At 74.2% G+C, this 22,278-nt stretch carries 19 protein-coding genes and 1 riboswitch; of the genes, 5 read left to right on the top strand and 14 right to left on the bottom strand.

Features of this window, described 5'->3' with window-relative positions; translation table 11 throughout:
- Positions 1-126: 126 nt before the first annotated feature.
- From ABD994_RS04305 to ABD994_RS04320, 4 genes are all read right to left on the bottom strand, one after another.
- Complete coding sequence (locus ABD994_RS04305) at positions 127-1,611, bottom strand: sodium:solute symporter family transporter (RefSeq protein ID WP_345411186.1); 1,485 nt, start codon at positions 1,609-1,611, stop codon at positions 127-129.
- On the bottom strand, positions 1,608-2,768 hold the full coding sequence (locus ABD994_RS04310) for an agmatinase family protein (RefSeq protein WP_345411187.1): 1,161 nt from the start codon (positions 2,766-2,768) through the stop codon (positions 1,608-1,610). The genes ABD994_RS04305 and ABD994_RS04310 overlap by 4 nt, the downstream gene beginning before the upstream one ends.
- Positions 2,769-2,818: 50 nt before the next feature.
- Positions 2,819-2,918: riboswitch (guanidine-I (ykkC/yxkD leader) on the bottom strand.
- A gap of 94 nt (positions 2,919-3,012) precedes the next feature.
- Positions 3,013-3,585 carry a hypothetical protein gene (locus ABD994_RS04315; RefSeq protein WP_345411188.1) on the bottom strand — a complete coding sequence of 191 codons (573 nt, stop codon included), beginning with the start codon at positions 3,583-3,585 and terminating at the stop codon, positions 3,013-3,015.
- Positions 3,586-3,623: 38 nt separating this feature from the next.
- Positions 3,624-4,541 (bottom strand): cation diffusion facilitator family transporter, encoded by a 918-nt coding sequence (locus ABD994_RS04320; RefSeq protein ID WP_345411189.1) that lies wholly within the window; start codon positions 4,539-4,541, stop codon positions 3,624-3,626.
- A gap of 173 nt (positions 4,542-4,714) precedes the next feature.
- Between ABD994_RS04320 and ABD994_RS04325 the strand changes: the two genes are divergently transcribed.
- Together ABD994_RS04325 and ABD994_RS04330 are read left to right on the top strand one after the other, a co-directional pair.
- The gene (locus tag ABD994_RS04325) at positions 4,715-6,910 is read left to right on the top strand and encodes a bifunctional lysylphosphatidylglycerol flippase/synthetase MprF (RefSeq protein ID WP_345411190.1); all 2,196 of its coding nucleotides are present in this window, start codon (positions 4,715-4,717) and stop codon (positions 6,908-6,910) included.
- Between the two features lie 10 nt (positions 6,911-6,920).
- Entirely contained in the window at positions 6,921-7,160 is a 240-nt protein-coding gene (locus ABD994_RS04330; RefSeq protein ID WP_345411191.1) for a DUF2630 family protein, read from the top strand.
- On the opposite strand, the gene ABD994_RS04335 is transcribed toward ABD994_RS04330, so the two are convergent.
- The 5 genes from ABD994_RS04335 to ABD994_RS04355 are packed head-to-tail and all read right to left on the bottom strand — an operon-like array spanning position 7,148 to position 11,518.
- A complete protein-coding gene (locus tag ABD994_RS04335) occupies positions 7,148-8,020 on the bottom strand; it encodes an SMP-30/gluconolactonase/LRE family protein (protein ID WP_345411192.1) in 873 nt (290 codons plus the stop codon). The two genes, ABD994_RS04330 and ABD994_RS04335, sit on opposite strands and share 13 nt — an antisense overlap.
- Positions 8,021-8,060: 40 nt before the next feature.
- A complete protein-coding gene (locus ABD994_RS04340; RefSeq protein ID WP_345411193.1) occupies positions 8,061-9,755 on the bottom strand; it encodes an MFS transporter in 1,695 nt (564 codons plus the stop codon).
- 40 nt (positions 9,756-9,795) lie between these two features.
- Positions 9,796-10,470, bottom strand: coding sequence for a TMEM175 family protein (locus ABD994_RS04345; RefSeq protein ID WP_345411194.1), 675 nt, complete (start codon positions 10,468-10,470; stop codon positions 9,796-9,798).
- The gene (locus tag ABD994_RS04350) at positions 10,467-11,093 is read right to left on the bottom strand and encodes a histidine phosphatase family protein (RefSeq protein ID WP_345411196.1); all 627 of its coding nucleotides are present in this window, start codon (positions 11,091-11,093) and stop codon (positions 10,467-10,469) included. Before ABD994_RS04350 ends, ABD994_RS04345 begins: the two co-directional genes overlap by 4 nt.
- The gene (locus tag ABD994_RS04355; protein WP_345411197.1) at positions 11,090-11,518 is read right to left on the bottom strand and encodes an HIT family protein; all 429 of its coding nucleotides are present in this window, start codon (positions 11,516-11,518) and stop codon (positions 11,090-11,092) included. Before ABD994_RS04355 ends, ABD994_RS04350 begins: the two co-directional genes overlap by 4 nt.
- Positions 11,519-11,660: 142 nt before the next feature.
- Between ABD994_RS04355 and glgX the strand changes: the two genes are divergently transcribed.
- Genes glgX through nhaA form a run of 3 tightly spaced genes read left to right on the top strand, consistent with a single transcriptional unit; the run spans position 11,661 to position 18,134 of the window.
- On the top strand, positions 11,661-13,880 hold the full coding sequence (gene glgX / locus ABD994_RS04360) for a glycogen debranching protein GlgX (RefSeq protein WP_345411198.1): 2,220 nt from the start codon (positions 11,661-11,663) through the stop codon (positions 13,878-13,880).
- Positions 13,877-16,243: a malto-oligosyltrehalose synthase gene (gene treY / locus ABD994_RS04365; RefSeq protein WP_345411199.1), complete on the top strand. Its 2,367-nt coding sequence runs from the start codon at positions 13,877-13,879 to the stop codon at positions 16,241-16,243. Before glgX ends, treY begins: the two co-directional genes overlap by 4 nt.
- Positions 16,244-16,262: 19 nt before the next feature.
- Entirely contained in the window at positions 16,263-18,134 is a 1,872-nt protein-coding gene (gene nhaA, locus ABD994_RS04370; RefSeq protein WP_345411200.1) for a Na+/H+ antiporter NhaA, read from the top strand.
- Between the two features lie 137 nt (positions 18,135-18,271).
- Here nhaA and ABD994_RS04375 read toward each other — a convergent pair whose 3' ends face one another.
- The 5 genes from ABD994_RS04375 to ABD994_RS04395 form a co-directional block, all read right to left on the bottom strand.
- On the bottom strand, positions 18,272-19,162 hold the full coding sequence (locus tag ABD994_RS04375; RefSeq protein ID WP_345411201.1) for a ferric reductase-like transmembrane domain-containing protein: 891 nt from the start codon (positions 19,160-19,162) through the stop codon (positions 18,272-18,274).
- Between the two features lie 7 nt (positions 19,163-19,169).
- A complete protein-coding gene (locus ABD994_RS04380; RefSeq protein ID WP_345411202.1) occupies positions 19,170-19,349 on the bottom strand; it encodes a hypothetical protein in 180 nt (59 codons plus the stop codon).
- An 83-nt stretch (positions 19,350-19,432) separates the two neighbouring features.
- Positions 19,433-20,209 (bottom strand): alpha/beta fold hydrolase, encoded by a 777-nt coding sequence (locus ABD994_RS04385; protein ID WP_345411203.1) that lies wholly within the window; start codon positions 20,207-20,209, stop codon positions 19,433-19,435.
- Positions 20,210-20,283: 74 nt separating this feature from the next.
- A complete protein-coding gene (locus tag ABD994_RS04390) occupies positions 20,284-21,324 on the bottom strand; it encodes an aldo/keto reductase (protein ID WP_345411204.1) in 1,041 nt (346 codons plus the stop codon).
- A 104-nt stretch (positions 21,325-21,428) separates the two neighbouring features.
- Entirely contained in the window at positions 21,429-22,151 is a 723-nt protein-coding gene (locus ABD994_RS04395; RefSeq protein ID WP_345411205.1) for a hypothetical protein, read from the bottom strand.
- Positions 22,152-22,278 lie beyond the last annotated feature (127 nt).

Consider the following 22,278-nt stretch of genomic DNA (forward strand, 5'->3'; position numbering starts at 1 on the left):
CCCCTCGTCCGCGTGCGCGGAAGGGTCCACCCGCAGCGACAGCCGGGGCTACCGGACGTCACCCGTGCGGCGGCTGCTGTCACCCCGGTGCCGCAGCGTCGGCCCGGCCCGGCGGGCGGGCCGTGCTCAGCCGCCGACGGTCGCGAGGTCCTCCCGGCGGGTCAGGACGACCGGTTCGCGGGCCGGGCGCAGCAGGGCGACGACGACGAACGCCAGGAGCGACGCCGCGAACCCGAGGAAGGTCGGGTAGCCGTCGAAGCCCGCGCCGACGAGGTCGTTCGGGACGTAGAGCAGGGTGTTCTCCGCCCCGAAGATCGTCGGGGTGAGCACGAACAGGGTCAGGCGGACCACGAGACCGACGACGATCGCCGTGACGGCGGCCGCGGCGGTCGCCCGCCGGGGCCACCAGTGCCCGGCGACGAAGGGCACGAGCAGGCACGCCAGCAGCAGGTCGAACGCGAGCGTGAGCAGGATGCCCGTCTGCGGCACCCGCAGGGCGATCAGCACCGCGAGGAGCACCATCGGCAGCATCGTCGCGCGCACCGCCCGCAGCAGCGGGTCGGTCCGCCCCGACCCCGTGCCGATGCCGGGGTCGCGCAGCCCGCGGATGTTGCGCACCGCGACCGACGCCGTCCCGAGGATCACGCCGTTGGCCGTCGAGCAGGACGCCGCGACGATCGCCGAGAGCACGAGGATCGCGAGCCACACCGGGGCGAAGCGGCCGAGCAGCGTGAACAGGATCGGCGTCTCGGCATCGGGGCCGAGCACCGTCCCGACCGCGAGCGCCACCAGCGCGTAGCAGATGCCCACGGCCGCGGTCAGGACGGCGCCGGTGAAGCACGCGTTCCGCGCCGTCCGCGGCGAGCGCGCCGAGAAGATCCGCTGCATGAAGTCGATGGCGACGATGTCGCCGATCCCCAGCGAGATGAGCGTCGCCCAGTTGATCGGCGCGCCGGCCGAGGCGCTCGTGAGCTGCTCGAGGTCGAACGGCCCGGTACCCGGCGCGGCCGAGAGCCCGAAGTGCAGCGCGGTCCACACCAGCAGCGACACCGACCCGACCACCGTGATGACCATCTGGACCAGCGCGGTGTAGGCGTCGGAGAACATCCCGCCGGTGATCGTGTAGGCGAGGACGACGCCGACGATGACGAGCACGCCGCCGGTGTAGGACGTGCCGAGGAACCGTTCGAAGAGGTAGCCGCCGGCCACGAGGTTGCCCGCGAGCAGGATGCAGAAGCTCGCGATCATCAGCACCGACGCCGTGACCTCGACGCCGCGGCCGTAGATCTGCCGGTAGAAGTCGGGCAGCGTGAACAGGCCCATCGCGTTCATCCGGGCCGCGAAGAAGATGCCCGTGATCAGCAGGCAGAGCGACAGGCCCAGCGGCAGGCTCGCGCCCGCCCAGAACCCGAGCGAGAAGCTCAGGTCCATGTTGCCCAGCGTCGCGTTCGAGTCGACGGCCTGGCCCATGAGCCCCGCCGCCGACAGCGGCAGCATGAGCGAGCGGCCGGCGACCAGGAAGTTGGTCGAGTCGCCGTCCACCCGGCGGGCCACGACGAGCCCGACCGCGACGACGAGCACGACCCCGACGGCCACCCCGAGGATGATCATGACGCGGCCTTCCGAGGGAGGTGGCCCGAGCGCACCAGGCACCCGAGCGTGTCGCAGATGACGCGGCAGGCGATCAGCGCGGTGATCTCGGCGTTGTCGTAGGGCGGGGAGCACTCGACGATCTCGATCCCGGCCAGCGGCCGGGCGCCGGCGATGAGCTGGATGAACTTGAGGACCTCGCGGGGCAGGAAGCCGCCGGGCTCGGGCCAGCCGGTGCCGGGCACGAACGCGGCGTCGAGGCAGTCGACGTCGAACGAGAGCCACACCGCGTCGGCGCCGTCCCACGCCACCTCGAGGGCCCGCTCGGCGGCGGCCTCGATGCCCATCTCGACGCAGTCGGTGACCGTCATGATCGTCGTGCCGCGGTCGCGGCCGACCTCCACGCCCGGGCGCGGCGCCTGCCAGCCGCCGATCCCGATCTGCACGAGGTTCTCCGGCGGCACGTTCGGCAGGTCCGTGGCGTGGAACCACGGCGTCGTGTGCATCCGCTCGTCGAGGTCGGTCTCCTGGGTGTCGACGTGGCGGTCGAAGTGGATGATCCCGAGCTTGCCGTCGCCGAGGTTCTCGGCGACGCCCCGGCTGGTCGGGTAGCCGATGGAGTGGTCGCCGCCGAGCACGACGGGGAACGCGCCCGACGCGTGAACGTGGCTGACCGCCTTGGTGATCTGGTCGAACGTCTTCTCGATGTTCGCCGGGATCGTGAAGACGTCCCCGACGTCGCACATCGTGATCGACTCGCGCAGGTCGACGCCGAGCTCGAACGAGTACGTGCCGTAGAGCAGCGAGATGTCGCGGATGCCCTTGGGCCCGAACCGCGTGCCGGGGCGGTAGGTGGTGCCGCCGTCGAACGGGGCGCCGAGGATCGCGACGTCGTACTCGCCGCAGCGCCGGACGTCCTCGACGAACGGCGCCTTCATGAACGTCGGGATGCCGGCGAAGTGCGGCAGCTCGCCGCGGGAGAACAGCGGGATCGTGCGGTCGACCACCGAGTCGGCAGCTTCGAGCCCCATCTGCAGGCCGCGGGCGATCTCGGCGTCGCGACCGGCGTGGCCGAGCGTCGCCTCGATCTCCACCGCGCGGGCGGCCTCGGGACCGTGGCGGGGGGCCTTGCGGGGCGTTCCGGCGTGGGGGGCGGGGACGGGCGGGGCGAGCTGCACGGGCGACTCCCGGGGCCGCCGGTCGCCGCGGAGACGACCGGTCGTCGGTCATCTCCCGGGCTTTTGTCCCGCCGTGGAGCACCGCGGACGGCGCCTGCGTCTCTCGGACCAGGCCTCGCGGTCGCGAGCGGAACCCTAGACGCGCCTCACCGGTGTGAGTCGTCGACGAGTGAAGGCGACGTGTGTTGCCCGGACGGGTCGGCGACGTTGCGGCGACGTCGCCGGCCGTGACGATCCGGTGTCCTCACCCCTCCGGCACAGCCTCCGGCGCCTCCCGGACCCGCACCTCGAGCGGCATCGCCAGCAGCGCGTCGAGCACGCGGTGCTCGCGGCGCAGCGGCAGCCGGGCGAAGAAGAACAGGTCGAGCGGGTACCAGAGCCCGACCCAGGCGATGACGAGGAAGACGCCGTTGCCGAGGAGGTCCTGCCACACCTCGGGGACGTCGGGCTCGAGGAAGCCCGTGGAGAACAGCAGGCCGACGAGGAAGAGCGGGATGCCGGGGCGCAGGGAGTTCAGGCCCTGCCGCCAGAGCACCGCGCCCTCCCGCTCGTTGCGCTCGTTGCGCCGGGTGCACCACCGCCGCAGCACGGCCTGGAGGTGCGCCGCCGTGGCCGCGGGGTCCGCGCCGGCCGTCGCCCGCGGCAGCGTGACGACGACCCGGTCGTGGCGGCCGGGGCGTCCGCGCGCCAGCAGCTCGTCGAGGATCTCGTCGGCGCCCGGGACGGAGCGCGCGTCGGCGTCGTCGTAGAGCGCCGCCGGGTCCACGCTCACCATGTCCTCGGGCCGGCGCAGGTGCACCACGACCGCGCGGCTCACAGCGTCCCCCTCACAGTGCCCCCCTCACAGTGCCCCCCTCACAGCGCCCACCGCCGGTCGGTCGTGAACGCGACGACGACCGAGCGTTCGTGCCCGTGCCCCTGCTCGGCGAGACGGTCGTGCAGCGCCTGCCGGACGACGTCGCCGTCGGCCACCGTGTGCACCGACGATCCCTCCCCCACCACGAAGTCCACCTCCACGTCGACGCGGCCCCCCACCTTGGAGGCCCGCAGGAACGACTCGGCGATCCCGTACCGCTCGCGCACCGCCGCCACCGCCGCCTCGAGCTCGGCCTGCGTCTCCGGCGGCGGGGCCATCGAGAGGATCTCCCGCATCCCGCCGGTGACCAGCCGGGCCGGCACGCGCAGGAACGCGAGCGACACGATGACGACCATCGCCGGGTCGACGTAGGCGGCGGCGTCCGGGCGCCCGGACGCCACCAGCACCGCCGCGACGACGAACCCCACGAGCACCCCGACCGAGAGCAGGGTGTCCCCCAGCCACTCGGCCGCCTCGGCGCGCACCAGATCCGAGCGCCCGCCGCGGCGCATGGCGACGGTGACCGCGATCCCCGCCGCGGTCGCGATCACGGCGTAGAGCAGCGCCCAGCCGGTGGAGACCTCCCGGCCGCCGGCGAGCAGGTCGGCGACGGCCCCGACGACGGCGTAGACGCACAGCGCGGCGAGCGCGACGGCCTTGACCACGACGGTCAGCGGCTCCCAGACCTCGCGGCCCCAGGGGTAGCGGTCGTCGGCCCCCCGGCGGGCGGTGCGCAGCGCGAGCACGGCGAGCACCGAGAGCCCGATGCTCGCGAAGGAGTACAGCCCGTCGAAGACGATCATCGCGGAACCGCTGAGCAGGCCCCACACCGACGACAGCACGGCGAAGCCGGCCGACGCCCACACCGAGAGCAGCAGCAGGCGCCGGTCCCGCGACTCCCCCTCGGCACCGTCCACACGCCGATGATCGCGAACCCGGACGCCCGCGTCGAGAGCGTCGATCACCCAGAGGATTGTCAAGCGCCGGAGCACGACGGACACTCCTCGCGAAGCTCACCCGTTCAGCCGCACCGCGCAGTCGCCCGACAGCGCACCGTGACAGTGCAGCTCGCGACAGGCCAGGAGAACGCATGACGGCGACCGCCCCGCCCGAGCCGACGGACCCGGTCGAGCAGGACCCGGACGGCATCGCGGAGGGCGAGGGCGCCCCCGACCGGCGCCTGCAGGTCGTCCGGGAGCGCGCCGCCGGGATCGCCCGCTGGCGGCCGGTCACCACCGTCACCGCCCTCCTGCTGCTCGTCACCGGGATCGCCACCGGGGCGTTCTGGAGCCCGCTGGCCGACCGGGCGTGGGGGTCGTGGGTCGCCACCGGCGTCCCGGCGCTGGCCGCCGGGCACTGGTGGACGCCCCTGACCGCACCCCTGACCGGCACCCACCCGGTCGCCGCGGTCCTGGGGCTGGTCCTGGCCGTGGCCGGGGTCGGCTGGGCGGAGGGCCGCCTCGGCTCCGTGCGGACGGCCGCGGTGCTGGTCGCCGCGCAGGTCGCCGCGCTGCTCGCCGCCGTCGGGCTCGTCGCGCTCCTCGCCGCCACCGGCTGGGCGTGGGCGGTCGCGCTGGCCGGGGCCCTGACCGGCGGCGTGACCACCGGGGTGCTCGCGGTGCTCGCCGTCGGCTCGGCGACGCTCGCCGCGCCGTGGCGCCTGCGGCTGCGGCTCGTGCTCGTCGGGGTCGTCGCTGTCGGGCTGCTCTTCCTGGGCCACCTCGCCGACGTCGCCCACGTGCTCGCGCTGGCGGTGGCTCTCCCCCTGGGCCGGCGGATCGCGGGCACGGGCGGGACGCCGGCGGGCCGGCCCGGCCGGCGCGAGTTCCGCCTGGTGGCCGCGGCGGGCCTCGTCGTCATCGCCGTCATCCGGGTGCTGACGCTCGTTGTCCCGGTGGTCGGGCCGCTGGGCGACACCGCGTCGGACTCGACGGCGACCGAGACCATTGTCTCGGTCGTGATCTCGCTGCTGCTGGCCGAGGGGCTCCGCCGCGGGCGCCGGATCGCGTGGGTCGCGGGCCTCGTCCTCGGCGCGTTCTACCTGCTGCTCGCGGTGGTCGTCGTCGCCGTCGTCGTCTACGCGCAGCTCACCGACCAGATGGACCAGGTGGAGCTCGTCGGGCTCGCGGTGTTCGTGCCCAACGCCGTGCTGTGGTCGGGCCTGCTGGTGTGGCTGGTGGCGGGCCGCCACGCGTTCGCCGTCCCGTCCCGGCGGCGGCTGCGTCGGCGCGGCGCCGCGGCCGCGAGCGGACCGGACGCCGCCCGGGAGGCGCTGCACCGGTTCGGCGGGTCGACGATCTCGTGGATGACCACGTGGCCCGAGAACCGCTACCTGGTCCACGGGGCGGAGGGCGTCCGGGACGACCAGGGCGGGGTCACCGCCTACCGCGTGCACGCCGGCGTCGCAGTGGCGCTCGGCGACCCGATCGTCGCCCCGGATCAGCGGACCGCCGCGCTCGAGGAGTTCCGGGCCCTGGCCGAGCGCTCGGGCTGGGTGCCGTGCCTGTTCTCCACCACCGAGGCACTGGCCGACGCCGCGCGCGCCGACGGCTGGCGCGCCCTGCAGGTCGCCGAGGACACCCTGGTCGACCTCGAGGGCCTCGAGTTCAAGGGCAAGCCCTGGCAGAACGTCCGCAGCGCCTTCAACCGGGCGGGCAAGGCGGGGATCGAGCACCGCATGGTGCACCTCGGCGAGGAGCCGCGCGCGATCGTCGCCCAGGTCCGGGCGATCTCCGAGGAGTGGGTCGGCGACAAGGGCCTGCCCGAGATGGGCTTCACGCTCGGCGGTGTCGAGGAGGCCCTCGACCCGGAGGTGCGCACCGGGCTCGCCGTCGACACCGAGGGCACGGTGCACGGGGTGACGTCGTGGCTGCCCGTCTACGGACCGGACGACGTCGTCGTCGGCTGGACCCTCGACGTCATGCGCCGCCGGCAGGAGGGGTTCCGCGCCGTCGTGGAGTACCTCATCGCGTCGGCGGCCCTGACGTTCCAGGCCGAGGGCGCGCGGTTCCTGTCGCTGTCGGGGGCGCCGCTGGCCCGCGCCGGGGACGAGGTCGAGGGCGAGCACGTGCTCGACCGCGTCCTCGACCGGATGGGCGAGCTGATGGAGCCCTACTACGGCTTCCGCTCGCTGCACACGTTCAAGGCCAAGTTCCAGCCGCGGTACTCCCCGATGTTCCTCGTCTACCGCGACGAGGCCGACCTCCCGCGCGTCGGGGTCGGCATCGGCCGGGCCTACCTGCCCGACGCCCGCGTGCGCGATCTCGTCGCCCTCGTGCGTGGTTAGGCTCAGCGGTATGTCTGAGCAGCCGGCCGCCGACGAGACCCTGACGACGATCCACTCCCTGGTCGACGAGGAGCACCGCCTGCGGGCGCACGGCGAGGCGATCACCGAGGACGACCGCGCCCGCCTGGCGCAGATCGAGGACCAGCTCGACCAGTGCTGGGACGCCCTGCGCCGGCGCCGCGCGGGCCGCGACTTCGGTGGTGACCCGGGCGAGGCGACGGCGAAGCAGGTGCACGACTACCTGCAGTAGGGCGGCAGCTCCGTCACCAGCACCCGGGCCGAGCGCCGGGCCTGCACGGCCGCCAGCTGGTCGACGCCCTCGAACTCGTTGCAGAGCAGGAACAGGTGCCGCCCTCCGGGGCCGCCGAGCGCGCACGCGAAGCAGGGCAGCTCGGTCTCGACGCGGTGGGTGACCCGGCCGCCGTCGAGCACCCGGACGACGGCGCCGCCCGGCGCGTCCGGGTCGCCGCTGTGGGCGAAGGTATCCGCGGTCTGGGCCCAGATCCCGCCGTCGGGGTCCATCGCGATGCCGTCGGGGCCGAGGCCGTCGGCCCACACGCGGCGGCCGTGCAGGCCGCCGTCGTCGGCGATGGTGAAGGCGGTCAGCCGTCCGGCGAACGACTCGGCGACCACGAGGGTGCCGCCGTCCGGGGTGACCACCATGCCGTTGGGGAAGGCGATGTCCTCCGCCACCCGGCGGGACGTCCCGTCCGGGCCGACGAGGTCGATCCAGCCGGGGGTCGGCGCCGCGCCGCCGGCGAAGTCGAAGTCGGCGCCGCACACGTAGACCCGGCCCCGCGGGTCGACGACCACCTCGTTGGCGCCGTGTCCGCGCAGCGTCGTCGTCGTGCCGTCGGGTTCGCGACGCGTGACGGACCCGCCGGTCGTCACCAGCCGCCCGTCGGGCAGCCAGTCGATCGCCCAGCCCATCCGGCGGGGGCCGGGCGCCACCACCTCGGCGTGCCCGTCGAGGTCGACGGCCACCACCTCGCCCGCGCCCCAGTGCGCGAACCACAGGCGCCCGTCGTGCCAGCGGGCGGACTCCACCATCACCAGGTCCGTCAGCAGCGGGCGCGGGGTGGGCAGGTGGTCGATCGTGTGCTCGGTCATGCCCCACCACGAACGGCACGGCCCCGAATCGACAGCACCGTCAGCCGGACGTCTTCCGGTCCTTCGCGGCGGGCAGCCGGGCGGGCCGCACGAGGTGCCGGTCCGGCCGGTCCTCCGGGGTCCCGAGCAGGTCCGCGCCGGGCTGGTCGGGCTCGGCGCCCCACGCGGACTCCGGGACCTCCGCGTCCGCGATCGCGGTGTCCGGCGCCGGGGGGCGGCGCACGAGCCAGGCCGAGGTGACGACACCGATCACCGACAGGACGGTCACCGCCAGGAAGGCCGCGACGTAGCCCTGGTCGGACGCGTGGCGTGCCACCTCGAGGTACTCGGCGACGCCCGGGTCGAACGTCCGCGCCTGGAGACCGGTCTGCTGGGCCTGGGCCAGGGCGTCGCGCAGCTCGGCGCCGCGCTCCGGGGTCAGCGGCGGCAGACCGCGCTCCGCCACGCCGTCGAACAGCGACGTCAGGTAGGTCAGGTGAAGCAGGGCGTACAGCAGGGCGATGCCCACGGCGCCGCCGCCCTGCTCGGCGGTCGCGGACACCCCCGAGGCCTGCCCGTGGTCGTGCTCGGGGACGGTGTCGAGGCTGACCGGGTCGTTGACCGTCAGCACGATGGCGAGCCCGACGCCGTAGATGACGAGACCGGGCAGCAGCCACCAGAAGTCGTTCGTGGGCATGCCGAGGGCGAGCAGCACCCCCGACACCGCGAGCAGCGCGAACCCGACCACCAGCGGCGGGCGTCCCCCGGCGCCGTCGTACCAGCGACCCACCAGCGGGGCGACGACGACCATCGGGACGGTCGTGGAGAGCAGCGCGAGACCCGCCAGGGCGGGGTCCATCTGCAGGTTGAGCACCAGCGCGAGCGGCAGGATCAGGCCCAGACCCATCTCGGCCATCCCGGCGAGGCCCTGCGCGATCGTCGCCCCGCGGTAGTCCCGGCTGCGCCCGAGGAGCCGCAGGTCGAGCAGCGGGTCGTCGATCCGCCGCTCGCGGCGGACGAACAGCACGGCGGCGACGACGGCCACCACCAGCGAGACGACGACGTCGGGCGCGGTCCAGCCGTCGGTGGTCGTCTGCGCGAGGCCGAACACGAGCCCGACGAGGACCAGGCCGAGCAGCGCCGCTCCGGGCAGGTCGACGTGCACCCCCTGGCGCCGCGGGCCGTCCGGCGGGACCGCGCGCAGCGTGGCCCACACCGTCACGACCAGGAGCGGGAGGTTGATCAGCAGCACCGCGCGCCAGCTCAGCGCGGAGGTCAGGAGGCCGCCGACGGTGGGGCCGAGCGCGCCGGCCGTGGCCGCGATGCCGCCCATCGTGCCCAGCGCCCGGCCGCGGTCCCGGGGGTCGAAGGCGGCGGAGAGGATGGCGACGGTCGCGGGCAGCATGAGCGCGCCGCCGGCCCCCTGGAGCACCCGCGCGGCGAGCAGCACCGGGAACGACGGGGCCGCGCCCCCGACCGCCGAGGCGCCGGCGAACACCACGGCGCCGAGCAGGAACACCCGCCGCCGCCCGAACAGGTCGCCCAGGCGCCCGCCGAGCACGAGCAGCCCCGCCAGCGGCAGCAGGCTCGCCGTGAGCACCCACTGCACGAGCAGCGAGCTGACGCCGAAGTCCTGGGCGATGTCGGGCAGCGCCAGCGGGACCGCGGTCTGGTCGACGAGGATCATCGCGTTGGCGAGGGTCATCGCCGCGAGGACGGTGCGCGACCCGGCGCGCGAGGTCGCCGACGTGGTCATGGGCCGAGCGTCGTGCACCGCGGACCGGCGGACAAGACCATCAGCCCGGCCTCCCCCGGTTCAGCCGGCGTTCGATCACGGGCCCCAGGAGCCGCTCGACAGGACCGGTCGCGAAGAGGAGCAGCAGCGGGTAGTACCCCCACTGCGGCGCCACGAGCGTCACGACGAAGACGACGAGGAAGAGCGAGGCCGTGCTCCCGGTCTCGACGTGGCGGGGCGCACCGTGCCCGTGGGTGACCAGCGAGCGCCGGACCATCACCGTCATCACCGACAGGAGCGCGCTGCTGACGAACAGCGTCAGCACGTAGAAGCGCAGCGTGAAGGGGTCGTCCTCGAACGCCCCGACCATCTCGGTGGGGAACGGCAGCACGACGACCGTGAACAGCCAGGCCGTGTTGACCCACACGAGCGCCGGGCTGACGCGCCGCGCGGCGTCGAACACGCGGTGGTGCGCGGCCCAGAACCGCGCGATGACGACGAAGCTGAGCACGAAGCTGCCGATCGGCGCGAGGTTGTCGGTGATGATCACCCACCCGGAGCGGGTGGGCTCCTCGGCCTCGGGCACGAGCTCGGCCAGCGGCAGGATCAGCAGCGTCAGCGCGATGGCGACGACGCCGTCGCTGAAGGCGAGCAGGCGCTCGGGGCCGAGCCAGCCGCCGCCCGGCGTCGGTGCGTCCCCCGTCCCGTCGCCCCCGCTGTCGGCATCCCCGGTCACAACATCCCCGCCACGTGCTGGGTCTCGTTGACCGAGCTGACCCGCCGCGTCCCCGACCGGGAGACCAGCACCCGGGTCACCGAGGTGTGGTGCAGCGGGAAGGTCAGCGGCCGCGCGATGCCGAGGATCGCAGCGACGTAGGTGTTGATGACGCCGGCGTGACAGACGACGACGGCCGTGGCCCGCGGGTCCTGACGCTCCGCGACGGCGTCGAGCGCCGCGACCACGCGGGCGGTGAAGGCCGGCCCGTCGACGTAGTCGGGGAAGCGGCCGGAGCGGATGCTCTGCCAGTCCGCGTCGCCCTCGTCGCGCAGGTGCACCGGCCGGTAGCTCGCGCGCCCGCGGTCGAACTCGCAGAGGTCCTCGACGGCCACCGGCTCGGGCAGCCCCAGCAGCCGCACGGCGGGGGCGGCCGTCTCCCGGGAGCGCCGCATGGTGGACGTGACCACCTCCGCGACGTCCGCGCGGTCGGGTGTGGCGGCCAGCCACGTCGCGAACCGGTCGGCCTGCTCCCGTCCGCGCTCGGAGAGCGCCGGGTCGGCCCCGGCCCCCTCGTCGGCGGCGCCGGGCTCCACGGTGGCCGCGAGCGGCTCGCCGTGGCGGACCAGCACCAGCTGGGTCACGCCTCCGGCACCGCGGACCCGTGGCCGGCGGCCCGCAGCCCGGCGCGGATCGACTCGGCGTGCCGGTCCATCTCGGCCGGGTCGGGGTCGGTCGCGGCCTGCGAGAAGTCGAACGCCTCGAGCCCCCAGGCGGGGTGGACGTGCACGTGCAGGTGCGGCACCTCGAACCCGGCGACCATGAGCGCCACGCGCGGGGGCGACCACGTGTCGCGGATCACCGACCCGACCGCGCGGGCCACGCCCATGACGTGGTCGAACAGCCCGTCGGGCGCGTCCAGCCACTGGTCGACCTCCTCGCGGGGCACGACCAGCACGTGGCCCGGCCCGAGCGGGTTGATCGAGAGGAAGGCGACCACCTGCTCGTCCGACCAGACGAAGCGTCCGGGCAGTTCGCCGTTGATGATCTTGGTGAAGACGGTGGCCACGGCCGGGATCGTAACGATCGGGCCGGGCTGTCGGGCCCGACCCGTATCCTCGGAGCGAGCATCGGGCACTCCCCTCCCCGTGCCGTCTCCCGTCCCGGGACGTCCCCGGACGTCCGACTCCCCACCTCCCGGAGGAAGCCCGATGCAGCCCTGGCCCGGCACGTCCTATCCCTTGGGCGCGACCTACGACGGGGCCGGCACCAACTTCGCGGTCTTCAGCGAGGTCGCCGACGCGGTGACGCTGTGCCTGTTCGACGCCGACGGCCGGGAGCACTGCGTCGCGCTGCCCGAACGCGACGGCTTCGTGTGGCACGGCTACCTGCCCGGGGTCGTCCCGGGCCAGCGCTACGGCTACCGCGTCGAGGGCCCGTACGAGCCCGAGCAGGGCCTGCGGGCGAACAGCCACAAGCTGCTCATCGACCCGTACGCGAAGGCCCTCGACGGCACGCTGGGCACCACCTACGCGTGGGACGAGGCCCTGTTCGGCTACCACTTCGACGACCACGACGAGGTCAACCACGACGACTCGGCGCAGCACGTGCCGAAGTCCGTGGTGATCAACCCGTTCTTCGACTGGCACGACGACCGGCCGCCGCGCACGCCGTACCACGACACCGTGGTCTACGAGGCCCACGTCAAGGGCCTGACGTACCTGCACCCCGAGGTCCCCGAGGAGATGCGGGGCACCTACTCGGGCGTCGCCCACCCGGCGGTCATCGCCCACCTCCAGCGCCTCGGCATCACCGCCATCGAGCTCATGCCGGTGCACCAGTTCGTGCACGACGACGCGCTCGTGCAGCGCGGCCTGCGCAACTACTGGGGCTACAACACGATCGCCTTCTTCGCCCCGCACTTCGGCTACGCGAGCGTCGGCATCACCGGCAGCCCGGCGCCGGGCGCGCACGTGCAGGAGTTCAAGGCGATGGTGCGCGACCTGCACGCCGCGGGCATCGAGGTGATCCTCGACGTCGTCTACAACCACACCGCCGAGGGCAACCACCAGGGCCCGACGCTCTCGATGCGCGGCATCGACAACCAGGCCTACTACCGCCTCGTCGACGACCAGCCGCAGTACTACATGGACTACACGGGCACCGGGAACTCCCTCAACGTCCGCCAGCCGCACACGCTGCAGCTGATCATGGACTCCCTGCGCTACTGGGTCACCGAGATGCACGTCGACGGCTTCCGGTTCGACCTCGCCTCCACCCTGGCCCGCGAGTTCTACGACGTCGACCGGCTCTCCACGTTCTTCGACCTCGTGCAGCAGGACCCGGTGATCTCGCAGGTCAAGCTCATCGCCGAGCCGTGGGACGTCGGGCCGGGCGGCTACCAGGTGGGCAACTTCCCGCCCGGCTGGACCGAGTGGAACGGCAAGTACCGCGACACCGTGCGCGACTTCTGGCGCGGCACGCCGGGCACGCTGGGCGAGTTCGCCGCCCGGCTCACCGGCTCGTCGGACCTCTACCAGGACGACGGCCGGCGCCCCTACGCGTCGGTCAACTTCGTCACCGCGCACGACGGCTTCACGCTCAACGACCTCGTCTCGTACAACGAGAAGCACAACGAGGCCAACGGCGAGGACGGGCGCGACGGCGCCGACGACAACAACTCCTGGAACCACGGCGTCGAGGGGCCCACCGACGACGCGGCGGTCAACGAGCTGCGCCAGCGCCAGCGCCGCAACTTCCTGGCCACGCTGTTCCTGTCCCAGGGCGTGCCGATGCTGCTGCACGGCGACGAGATCGGGCGCACCCAGTACGGCAACAACAACGGCTACTGCCAGGACTCCGAGATCTCCTGGATGGAGTGGTCGCCGGAGAAGGCCGACTCGGAGCTCATGGACTACACGAGCAGGGTCTCCGAGTTGCGGGCGTCGCACCCGGTGTTCCGCCGCCGCCGCTTCTTCAACGGCCGGCCCATCCGGCCGGCGGTCGGGGCCCCCACCGACGAGATCCAGCGCGACATCGCCTGGTTCACCTCCTCGGGCGAGGAGATGAGCGACCAGGACTGGGAGTCCGGCGAGGCGGCCGTGCTGACGGTGTTCCTCAACGGCGACGGCATCCTGGAGAGCGACGCGCGCGGCCAGCGGGTGGTCGACGACAGCTTCATGCTGATCTTCAACGCCCACCACGAGGACGTCGACGTCACGCTGCCCGGCCAGGGCTACCCCCACCGCTGGACGAGCGTCCTGGACACCACCACCGGGGAGGTCGTGGTGGGCACCGCCCGCACCACGCAGACCTGGAACACCCCGCCGCTGTCGGACGGCCTGCCCGACCACGTCGGCGGCGACGTCCTGCGGGTCACCTCGCGCTCGGTGCTGCTGCTGCAGCGCACGGACCTGGCGGAGGGGCAGTGACCTCCTCCGCGATCCCCCCGTCCACCTACCGGCTGCAGCTCTCGCCCGAGCAGCCGTTCGCGGCGGCGCGCGAGCTGGTCGGCTACCTCGACGACCTCGGCGTCGGGGCGCTGTACTGCTCGCCGATCCTCGAGGCCTCGCCCGGCTCGATGCACGGCTACGACGTCGTCGACCCGACCCGTGCCAACGACCAACTCGGGGGCGACGCGGGCCGGCGCGAGCTGGTCGCGGCGCTGCGGGCGGCCGGCCTGGGCGTGCTGGTCGACCTGGTGCCCAACCACATGGGCGTCGCGGTGCCCGAGGCCAACCCGTCGTGGTGGTCGCTGCTGCGCGAGGGGCCGGAGTCGCCCTACGCCTCCTGGTACGACGTCGACCTCTCGCGCCGGATCCTGATCCCGGTGCTGGGCTCCCCCGAGGACGCCGCCGCGCTGACGCTGTCCGACGACCGCTCGGAGCTGCACTACTACGAGCACCGCTACCCGGTGGCGCCGGGCACCGGCGACGACGGCACGGCCCAGGAGGTGCACGACCGCCAGCACTACGAGCTGGTGCACTGGCGCCGCGGCAACGCCGAGCTGACCTACCGGCGGTTCTTCGACGTGTCCGACCTCGCGGCGGTCCGCGTCGACGACCCGGCGGTCTTCGACGCCACCCACGCCGAGGTGCTGCGCTGGCGCGCCGCGGGCGAGCTGGACGGCCTGCGCATCGACCACCCGGACGGCCTGTCCGCGCCCGGGGCGTACCTGCGGCGCCTGCGGGCCGGTCTCGGGGACGAGGCGTGGCTGCTGGTGGAGAAGATCCTCGGCCCCGACGAGGCCCTCCCCCGCTCCTGGCCGGTGGACGGCACCACGGGCTACGAGGCGCTGCGCGAGGTGCAGGGCCTGTTCGTCGACCCGCGGGGCGAGGCGCTCGTCGACGCCGTGGCGGCCCAGCACACCGGGGCGCGCGAGGGGCTGTCGGTCACCGAGCACGCCGCCCGCCGCCTCGTCACCGACGAGATCCTCGTGGCCGAGGTCCGGCGCATCGCCGCGCTCGTGCCGGGCGGGGGCTCCAACCCCGACGAGGGAAAAGTGCGCGACGCCGTCGCCGAGCTCCTGTGCTCGTTCCCGGTCTACCGCTCCTACCTGCCCGAGGGCCGCGACGCGCTCGACCGCGCGGTCGACACGGCGGCGACGGCCCGCCCGGAGCTCGCCGACACGGTCCGCGCGATCCACGCGGCGATGACCGCGGAGCCGGACGGGCTGCTCGCCCAGCGGGTGGAGCAGACCAGCGGCATGGTCACGGCCAAGGGCGTGGAGGACACCACGTTCTACCGGTGGAACCGCTTCGTCGCGCTCAACGAGGTGGGCGGGGCGCCGGACCGCTTCGGGGTCACGCCCGCGGAGTTCCACGCGAAGGCCGGCGACCGCGCGGCGTCCACCCCGGCGACGATGACCACGCTCTCGACGCACGACACCAAGCGCTCCGAGGACGTCCGGGCCCGGCTCGCCGTCCTCAGCGAGCTCACCGCCGAGTGGGGGGCCTTCCTGCGCACGGCCTCGGCGCGGCACCCGCTGCCCTCGGCGTCGCTGGAGCTCCTCGCGTGGCAGTCGGTGCTCGGCGCCTGGCCGATCTCGGCCGAGCGGCTCGCGGGCTACCTGACCAAGGCCTCGAAGGAGGCCAAGCTCGTCACCGCGCACGTCCCCATGAGTCAGGTGCCTGCGGCGCCCGAGGTCGACGAGGCCGTCGCGGCCTGGCCGGCACAGGTGCTGGGCGACGCCGAGGCGGTCGCGGAGATCGAGGCCTTCGTGGCGCAGATCGACGCGCACGGCCGCTCGAACGCCCTGGGCCAGAAGCTGCTCCAGCTCGCCGGTCCCGGCATCCCCGACGTCTACCAGGGCACCGAGCTCTTCGAGTACTCGCTGGTCGACCCGGACAACCGCCGCCCGGTCGACTTCGCGCTCCGCCGCCGGCTGCTCGAGCGCCTCGACGCCGGGTGGACGCCCGCGACCGGCGCCGACGACGCCGACGAGGTCGCCGCCACCAAGCTCGCGGTGGTGTCGGCGGCGCTGCGCCTGCGCCGGTTCCGGCCGGAGCTGTTCACCGGCTACGTCCCGCTGCCCGCGTCGGGGCCGGCCGCCGAGCACGCGGTGGCGTTCGCGCGCGGTGGCCCGTCCGGCCGGGAGCGCCTCGTCGCCGTCGCCACCCGGCTGCCGGTCGGCCTGGCCGCGGCCGGCGGCTGGCACGACACCGTGCTCCCGCTGCCCGGCGGCGCCGACGACTGGACCGACGTCGTCACCGGACGGCCCGTCGAGGGGTCGGCGCCGGCGCTGGGGAGTGTTCTCGACCGCTACCCGGTCGCGCTGCTGGTCCGCCCCGCCTGACCCCTGCTTGGATTCGGGCATGGCCGACGTGACGGACAGCCGGCCCCGCTGGCACGGCGTGCTCGAGCGCATCGCCGCGGCCCGGCGGGGTGACGCCAGCGAGTCGCTCGCCGCGCTGTTCGTCCTCGGCGCCACCGTGGTGGCGCTCTTGTGGGCGAACTCCCCGTGGGGGTGGACCTACGACGCGTTCTGGCACACCAGCCTCGCGATCTCGGTCGGCGACGCCTCGATCGACCTCGACCTGCAGCACTGGGTCAACGACGGCCTCATGGCGATGTTCTTCTTCGTCGTGGGGCTGGAGGTCAAGCGGGAGTTCGCCCTCGGCGAGCTGCGCGACCGGTCGAAGGCGGCGGTCCCGCTCGCGGCCGCCCTCGCGGGGCTGGCCCTGCCCGCGGTGCTGTTCCTGCTGCTCAACCCGTCCGGCGAGGCGGCGAGCGCGTGGGGCGTCGTGATCTCCACCGACACGGCGTTCCTGCTCGGGGCGCTCGCGGTGGTCGGCCCGCCCCGCGCCGAGCGTCTGCGGATCTTCCTGCTGACCCTGGCCGTCGCCGACGACGTCGGGGCGCTGGCGATCATCGCGCTCGTCTACACCGACGAGCTGCACGTCGTCCCGCTGGTGGTGGCGATCGTCGGCCTGCTGGCGGTGTGGCAGCTGCGGCGCCTGCGGGTGTGGCGGGGTGGTGCGTACCTCGTGGTCTCGGTGGTCACGTGGGTGGCGTTCCACGAGTCCGGCGTGCACGCGACGCTCGCCGGGGTGCTCATCGCGCTGCTGCTGCCGGTCTACCCGCCCAAGCGCCGCGAGGTGGAGCGGGCCGCGGCGCTGACCCGGGCGTTCCGCCAGTCGCCCAGTCCGGAGTACGCCCGCAACGCCCGGCTGGGGCTCGAGCGCGCGGTGTCGGTGAACGAACGCCTCATGCGGCTCTGGCAGCCCTACACCGCGTTCATCATCGTGCCGGTGTTCGCGCTGGCCAACGCGGGCGTCCCGCTCACCGGCGAGACGCTGCGGGCCGCCGCCACCTCGCCGCTGACGTGGGGCGTCGTGCTCGGGCTGGTGCTCGGCAAGTTCGTGGGCATCACCGGCGCGACGGCCCTGCTCGCCCGGGTGCGTCCGGGCAGCCTCGCGCCGGGGCTGCGGATGCCCCAGGTCGCGGGCGGCGCGGCGCTGTCGGGCATCGGGTTCACGATCTCGCTGTTCATCGTCGACCTCGCCCTGCCCGACCCCGTGCTCGCCGACGAGGCCCGCGTCGGTGTCCTCGCGGCGTCGCTGATCGCGCTCGGCCTGGGCGCCGTGGTGTTCCGGGCGGGCCGGTCGTCGCTGCCCGACGAGCCGTCGCGCGACCTGCTGCGCGCCGTCGACCCCCACCGCGACCACGTCCGCGGGCCGGTGGACGCGCCGCTGACGATCGTCGAGTACGGCGACTTCGAGTGCCCGTTCTGCGGCAAGGCCACGGGCAGCATCCGCCAGGTCCGCGAGCACTTCGGCGACGACATGCGCTACGTGTTCCGGCACCTCCCGCTCGACGACGTCCACCCGAACGCCCGCATCGCCGCCGAGGTCGCCGAGGCCGCGGCCGAGCAGGGCCGCTTCTGGGACGTCCACGACTCGTTCTTCGCGCACGCCGAGGCCCTCGACCGCGACGACCTCCTGCAGTACTGCGCCGACCTCGGCGTCGACGTCGACCGGATCGAGGACGCCCTGCACGACGGGCGCCCGCAGAACCACGTCGCGGACGACGAGATCGACGCCCGCAGCTCCGACCTCCCGGGCACGCCGACCTTCTACCTGGGCGTCGGCGACGCCGTCCCCCAGCGCCACGTCGGCCCCTACGACGCCGCCACCCTCATCGCGACCCTCGAGCGCATGCGCGAGGAGACGGTCGACGCGCGCTGACCCCCACCTGGAACGCAGCGAACGGGCGGTTCGCTGCGTCTAGGCGTCCGAACTCCCCGTTCGCGGGTGGGCTCCGACCCCCGGCAGCGGGTTACTGGCTGGTATCGCTCGCTGAGCGAGCGATACCAGCCAGTAGGTCAGCGTCGGCGGCGCGGCGGGAGGGCGACGGTCGGGGCCTCGGGGCCGGCGAGGGTCTCGGTCGGCGCGTCGGCGTCGGCGGTCTCGTCGTCCGGCTCGGCGGCGTGCCGCCCGTGGGCGGGCGCCGACCGCGACACCACGCGTATCTCCTGCACCGCCGGTCTCGGCGCGGGCGCCGGCTCCCCTCCGCCCTGCGCAACGAACGGCGCGTTCGCTTCTTCGTGCGCAGCGAACGGCGCGTTCGCTGCGTCCGGGGCCGGTGGCGGGGTGACGACCGGCTGGGAGCCGGTGGCGTGGTCGGCCGCCCGGCGGGCCTCGGCCGGGTCGGTGCGGCCCCGGTCGGCGAGCGGGAGCGCGGCGCGCCGGCGAGCACTGCGCCGGTAGAGCAGGGCCCAGACGACGACGGCGGTGGCGAGCACCGGGACGACGAGCGTCCACCACGTCCCGCCGCGGAACGAGGCGTTCGCGACGGCGTGGGCGACGGCCACCGGGAAGCACACGTACGACGTCCAGTGCACGACGAGCCACACGCGCTTGGACAGGAAGCGCCGCAGGCTCGACGAGATCACCACCGCGAGCAGCAGGTCCAGGGCGACGGCTCCGAGGCCGACCGGCCACGGGTTGAACGACGCCGTGCCGGGGACGACGACGTGGTACCAGTGCAGCGGCAGGTACGGCGTGACCAGCACCGTGACCACGTGCAGCGCGACGAACACGACCGTGATCAGCGACAGGTTGCGGTGCAGGGCCACGAGCACGAACCGCGGCAGCGCCTGCCCGGCGAGGCGGCTCAGCGACGTGTTGTGCAGGGCCCCGAGCGCGAGGACGACGCCCATGAGCAGGAGCGCGGCCAGGCCGAGCGCCCGCGAGATGTTCCAGAGCTCGATCACGGTCCGCTCAGCGGTACTCGGCGGTCGTGACGCGGGGGACGTCGGCGGCGGTCGACGTCGCGGAGATGCCGGCGTGCAGGGCCACGACGAGCACCGCCGCGGCCACGGTGATCCACGCGGTCAGCTCGACGATCATGCGTTTGTTCTGCTCGTGCTGCGCGGCCTTGGCCGTGCGGCGACGGGGCACCGGCGTCTCCCTCCGCGTCGACCCCCTCGGGTGGTCGCTCCCAGGATGGACGATCGCGCAGTGTGATCCGGGTCAGGGGTCGCTCAGTCGGGGAGGTGTCGCGCCAGGACGTCCCCCACCATCGCCGGAGCGGTCTGCAGCGCCGCGTGCCCCTGCCCGGGCAGCTCGACGACGACGGCGTCCGGCAGGGCCGCGGCGACGGCCTCGGTGGAGGCGCGCAGGTGTCCCGCGCTGAGCTCCCCGAGCAGCATCAGCGTCGGCACCCGGACGTCCCGCAGCACGTCGGTGCCCTCGGGCATGCGACCCAGCTCGCGGCCCTCGCGGGGCCAGGTGTGGGCGTGCGCCACCCGCTGGGGCCACGACGGCGTCTGCTTCATGCCCGCCACCGCCGCGGGCGGGGCCTCGACCAACCGCAGGAGGCCGGTCTCGAGGCAGCCCTCGGGGTCGCCCGCCGCGAGCCGGGCCTCCATGGCGTCGAGGGCCGGACCGTCGCTCCGGCGGCCCGGCAGCGGCCAGGGCGGTTCGTAGACCACCAGGTGCGCGGCCGGCAGACCGCGGGCGGCCGCGCCGAGCAGACACACCGCCCCCGAGGAGTGGGCGGCGAACGCCACCGGCTCGGCGAAGGACTCCGCGATCGCGAACAGGTCCTCGTGCTCGCGCTCGAACGCGTAGGGCTCGGTGTCCCCCGAGTCCCCCTTGCCGCGCCGATCGGCCAGCCACACGGCGAAGCGCCCGTCGAGCGGCCGGGCCGCCTCGGCCCAGTTCGCCCGGCCCGCCGTGGCGCCGGCCAGGGTCACGAGGGGACGCGGGCCCTCGGTGATCCGTTCCAGGGCGATCGCGGTCCCGTCCGGCGACCTCACGTGCAGCACGTCCGACCACTCCCCCGGGCCCCCGCGGTCAGTGTCGCGGATGCCCGGGGGCGCCACCAGGGTGGTCAGCCCAGCAGCGTCGCGTCGGCCGGCGAGAGCCGGTCGGTGATCGTGTTCTTCTGGTGCCAGTAGGGGTAGAGCAGCGGGGTCGCGCTGACCTCGTCGAGCCGGGCGACCTCGTCGTCGGTGAGGGCCAGCTCGGCGGCGCCGAGGTTGTCGGCGAGCTGCTCCTCGGTGCGGGCGCCGATGACGAGCGACGTCACCCCGGGCTTGTGCAGCAGCCAGGCGTTGGCCACCTGGGCGACCGAGACGCCGTGCGCGTCGGCGACCTCGGCGGCGACCTCGACGATGTCGTAGAGGCGCTCGCGGTCGTGCACCGGCGGCTCCGACCACTCGCCGAGGTGGCGCGACGTCTCCGGGTCGTCCTGGCCGCGGCGGAACTTGCCGGAGAGCAGGCCGCCGGCGATCGGGCTCCACACGAGGATGCCGAGGCCCTGGTCGATCGACACCGGGACCAGCTCGTTCTCCGCCTCCCGGGCCTGCAGCGTGTAGTGGATCTGCTGGGAGACGAAGCGCTGCAGCTCCTCGCGCTCCGAGACGGCCAGGGCCTTCATGATGTGCCAGGCCGAGTAGTTCGAGCAGCCGACGTAGCGGATCTTCCCCTTGCGCACGAGCGTGTCGAGGGCCTCGAGGGTCTCCTCCAGCGGCGTGACGCCGTCCCAGCCGTGCAGCTGGAACAGGTCGATGTGCTCGGTCTGCAGGCGGCGCAGGCTGTTCTCGACGCTGCGGATGATGTGCTGGCGCGAGGCGCCGGCGTCGTTGGGGTCGTCGCTCATCGGGAAGCGGCACTTGGTGGCGATGAGCAGGTCGTCGCGGTGGTTCTTCGTCGCCTCGCCGACGATCTCCTCGGACACGCCGGCGGAGTACATGTCCGCGGTGTCGACGAGGTTCACGCCGTGGTCGACGCACAGGTCGATCTGGCGGGTGGCGCCCTCGACGTCGGTGTCGCCGAGCGTCGCGAAGCCGCCCTTCCCGCCGAACGTCATCGTGCCCATGGTCATCGTCGAGACCTTCAGTCCCGACCGTCCGAGAGTGCGGTACTCCATGCCCGTCGATTGCCCGCGGTCGGGCTCCCCGGAACGTGACACGAGCGAAGGGCACCATCGCTCGATCCATCCGAGCGAGGGTGCCCTTCGGCCAGAACCGGGGGTCAGCGGCAGGCCAGGTCGGGGCGCAGGGCGAGCAGCGCGCCGAGGACGCCGTACCCGACGAGGAAGTGCACGCCGCCCACGACGTCGCCGATCGGCGAGCCGAGCAGGGCCATGGCCGGCACCGCGACGAACACCCAGGTCTCGGCGACCACCGGCCATGCCCGCAGCGCGCCGCGCCACCGGCCCGCGACGGCCACCTTCACGCCGATGACCGCCATGCCGAGCATCGACAGCGGCCAGAACGGGTCGAGGACCTGGGCGACCGTGCCCCACTCCCCGCCCTGCGCGGGCAGGGTCGAGAGCGACTGGACCGTGGCGATCCCGAGCACCACGAACTCGACGACGATCATCGTGCGGGCGAGCCGGCTCGTGCCGGTGGCCCGGGTGGCGAGCATCGTGGCCAGCAGGCCGAACAGCCCGAGCTGGAAGAACGTCCCGCCGATGTCGAAGGCGAAGGAGTTCGCGCCCGCCGCGACCGCGGTGACGCCGGCGGCCCCGGCACCGAGGGCCAGGCCCACCCCGGCGAGGCGGATCCGGGCCGATGACGGGCCCCCCGGCTCCCGGATCGGGGCACTGATCGGGGCACCGACCTCGATCGCCTCGGTCGTGGCGTGGGCCGCGGCGGCGTCGGTGCGGGCACGGGCGGGGGTGGTGCGGACGGTCGTCACGGCGGGCTCCCGGATGAGGTGGTCGACAGGGCGGCGGCGGTTCGCCGGTGGCATGGGCAGAACCCTGCGCGCCCGCCGTCCCGGGCCGTCAGGGCCGCGTGCCCCGCGCCGGTCCCGGAGATGTCCCGACCACCCGGGACACGGATCCGGGACGGCATCCGGGACGCCGGGCCGGGGACAT

The organism is Actinomycetospora chlora (genome assembly GCF_039542135.1).
Taxonomy (GTDB): domain Bacteria; phylum Actinomycetota; class Actinomycetes; order Mycobacteriales; family Pseudonocardiaceae; genus Actinomycetospora; species Actinomycetospora chlora.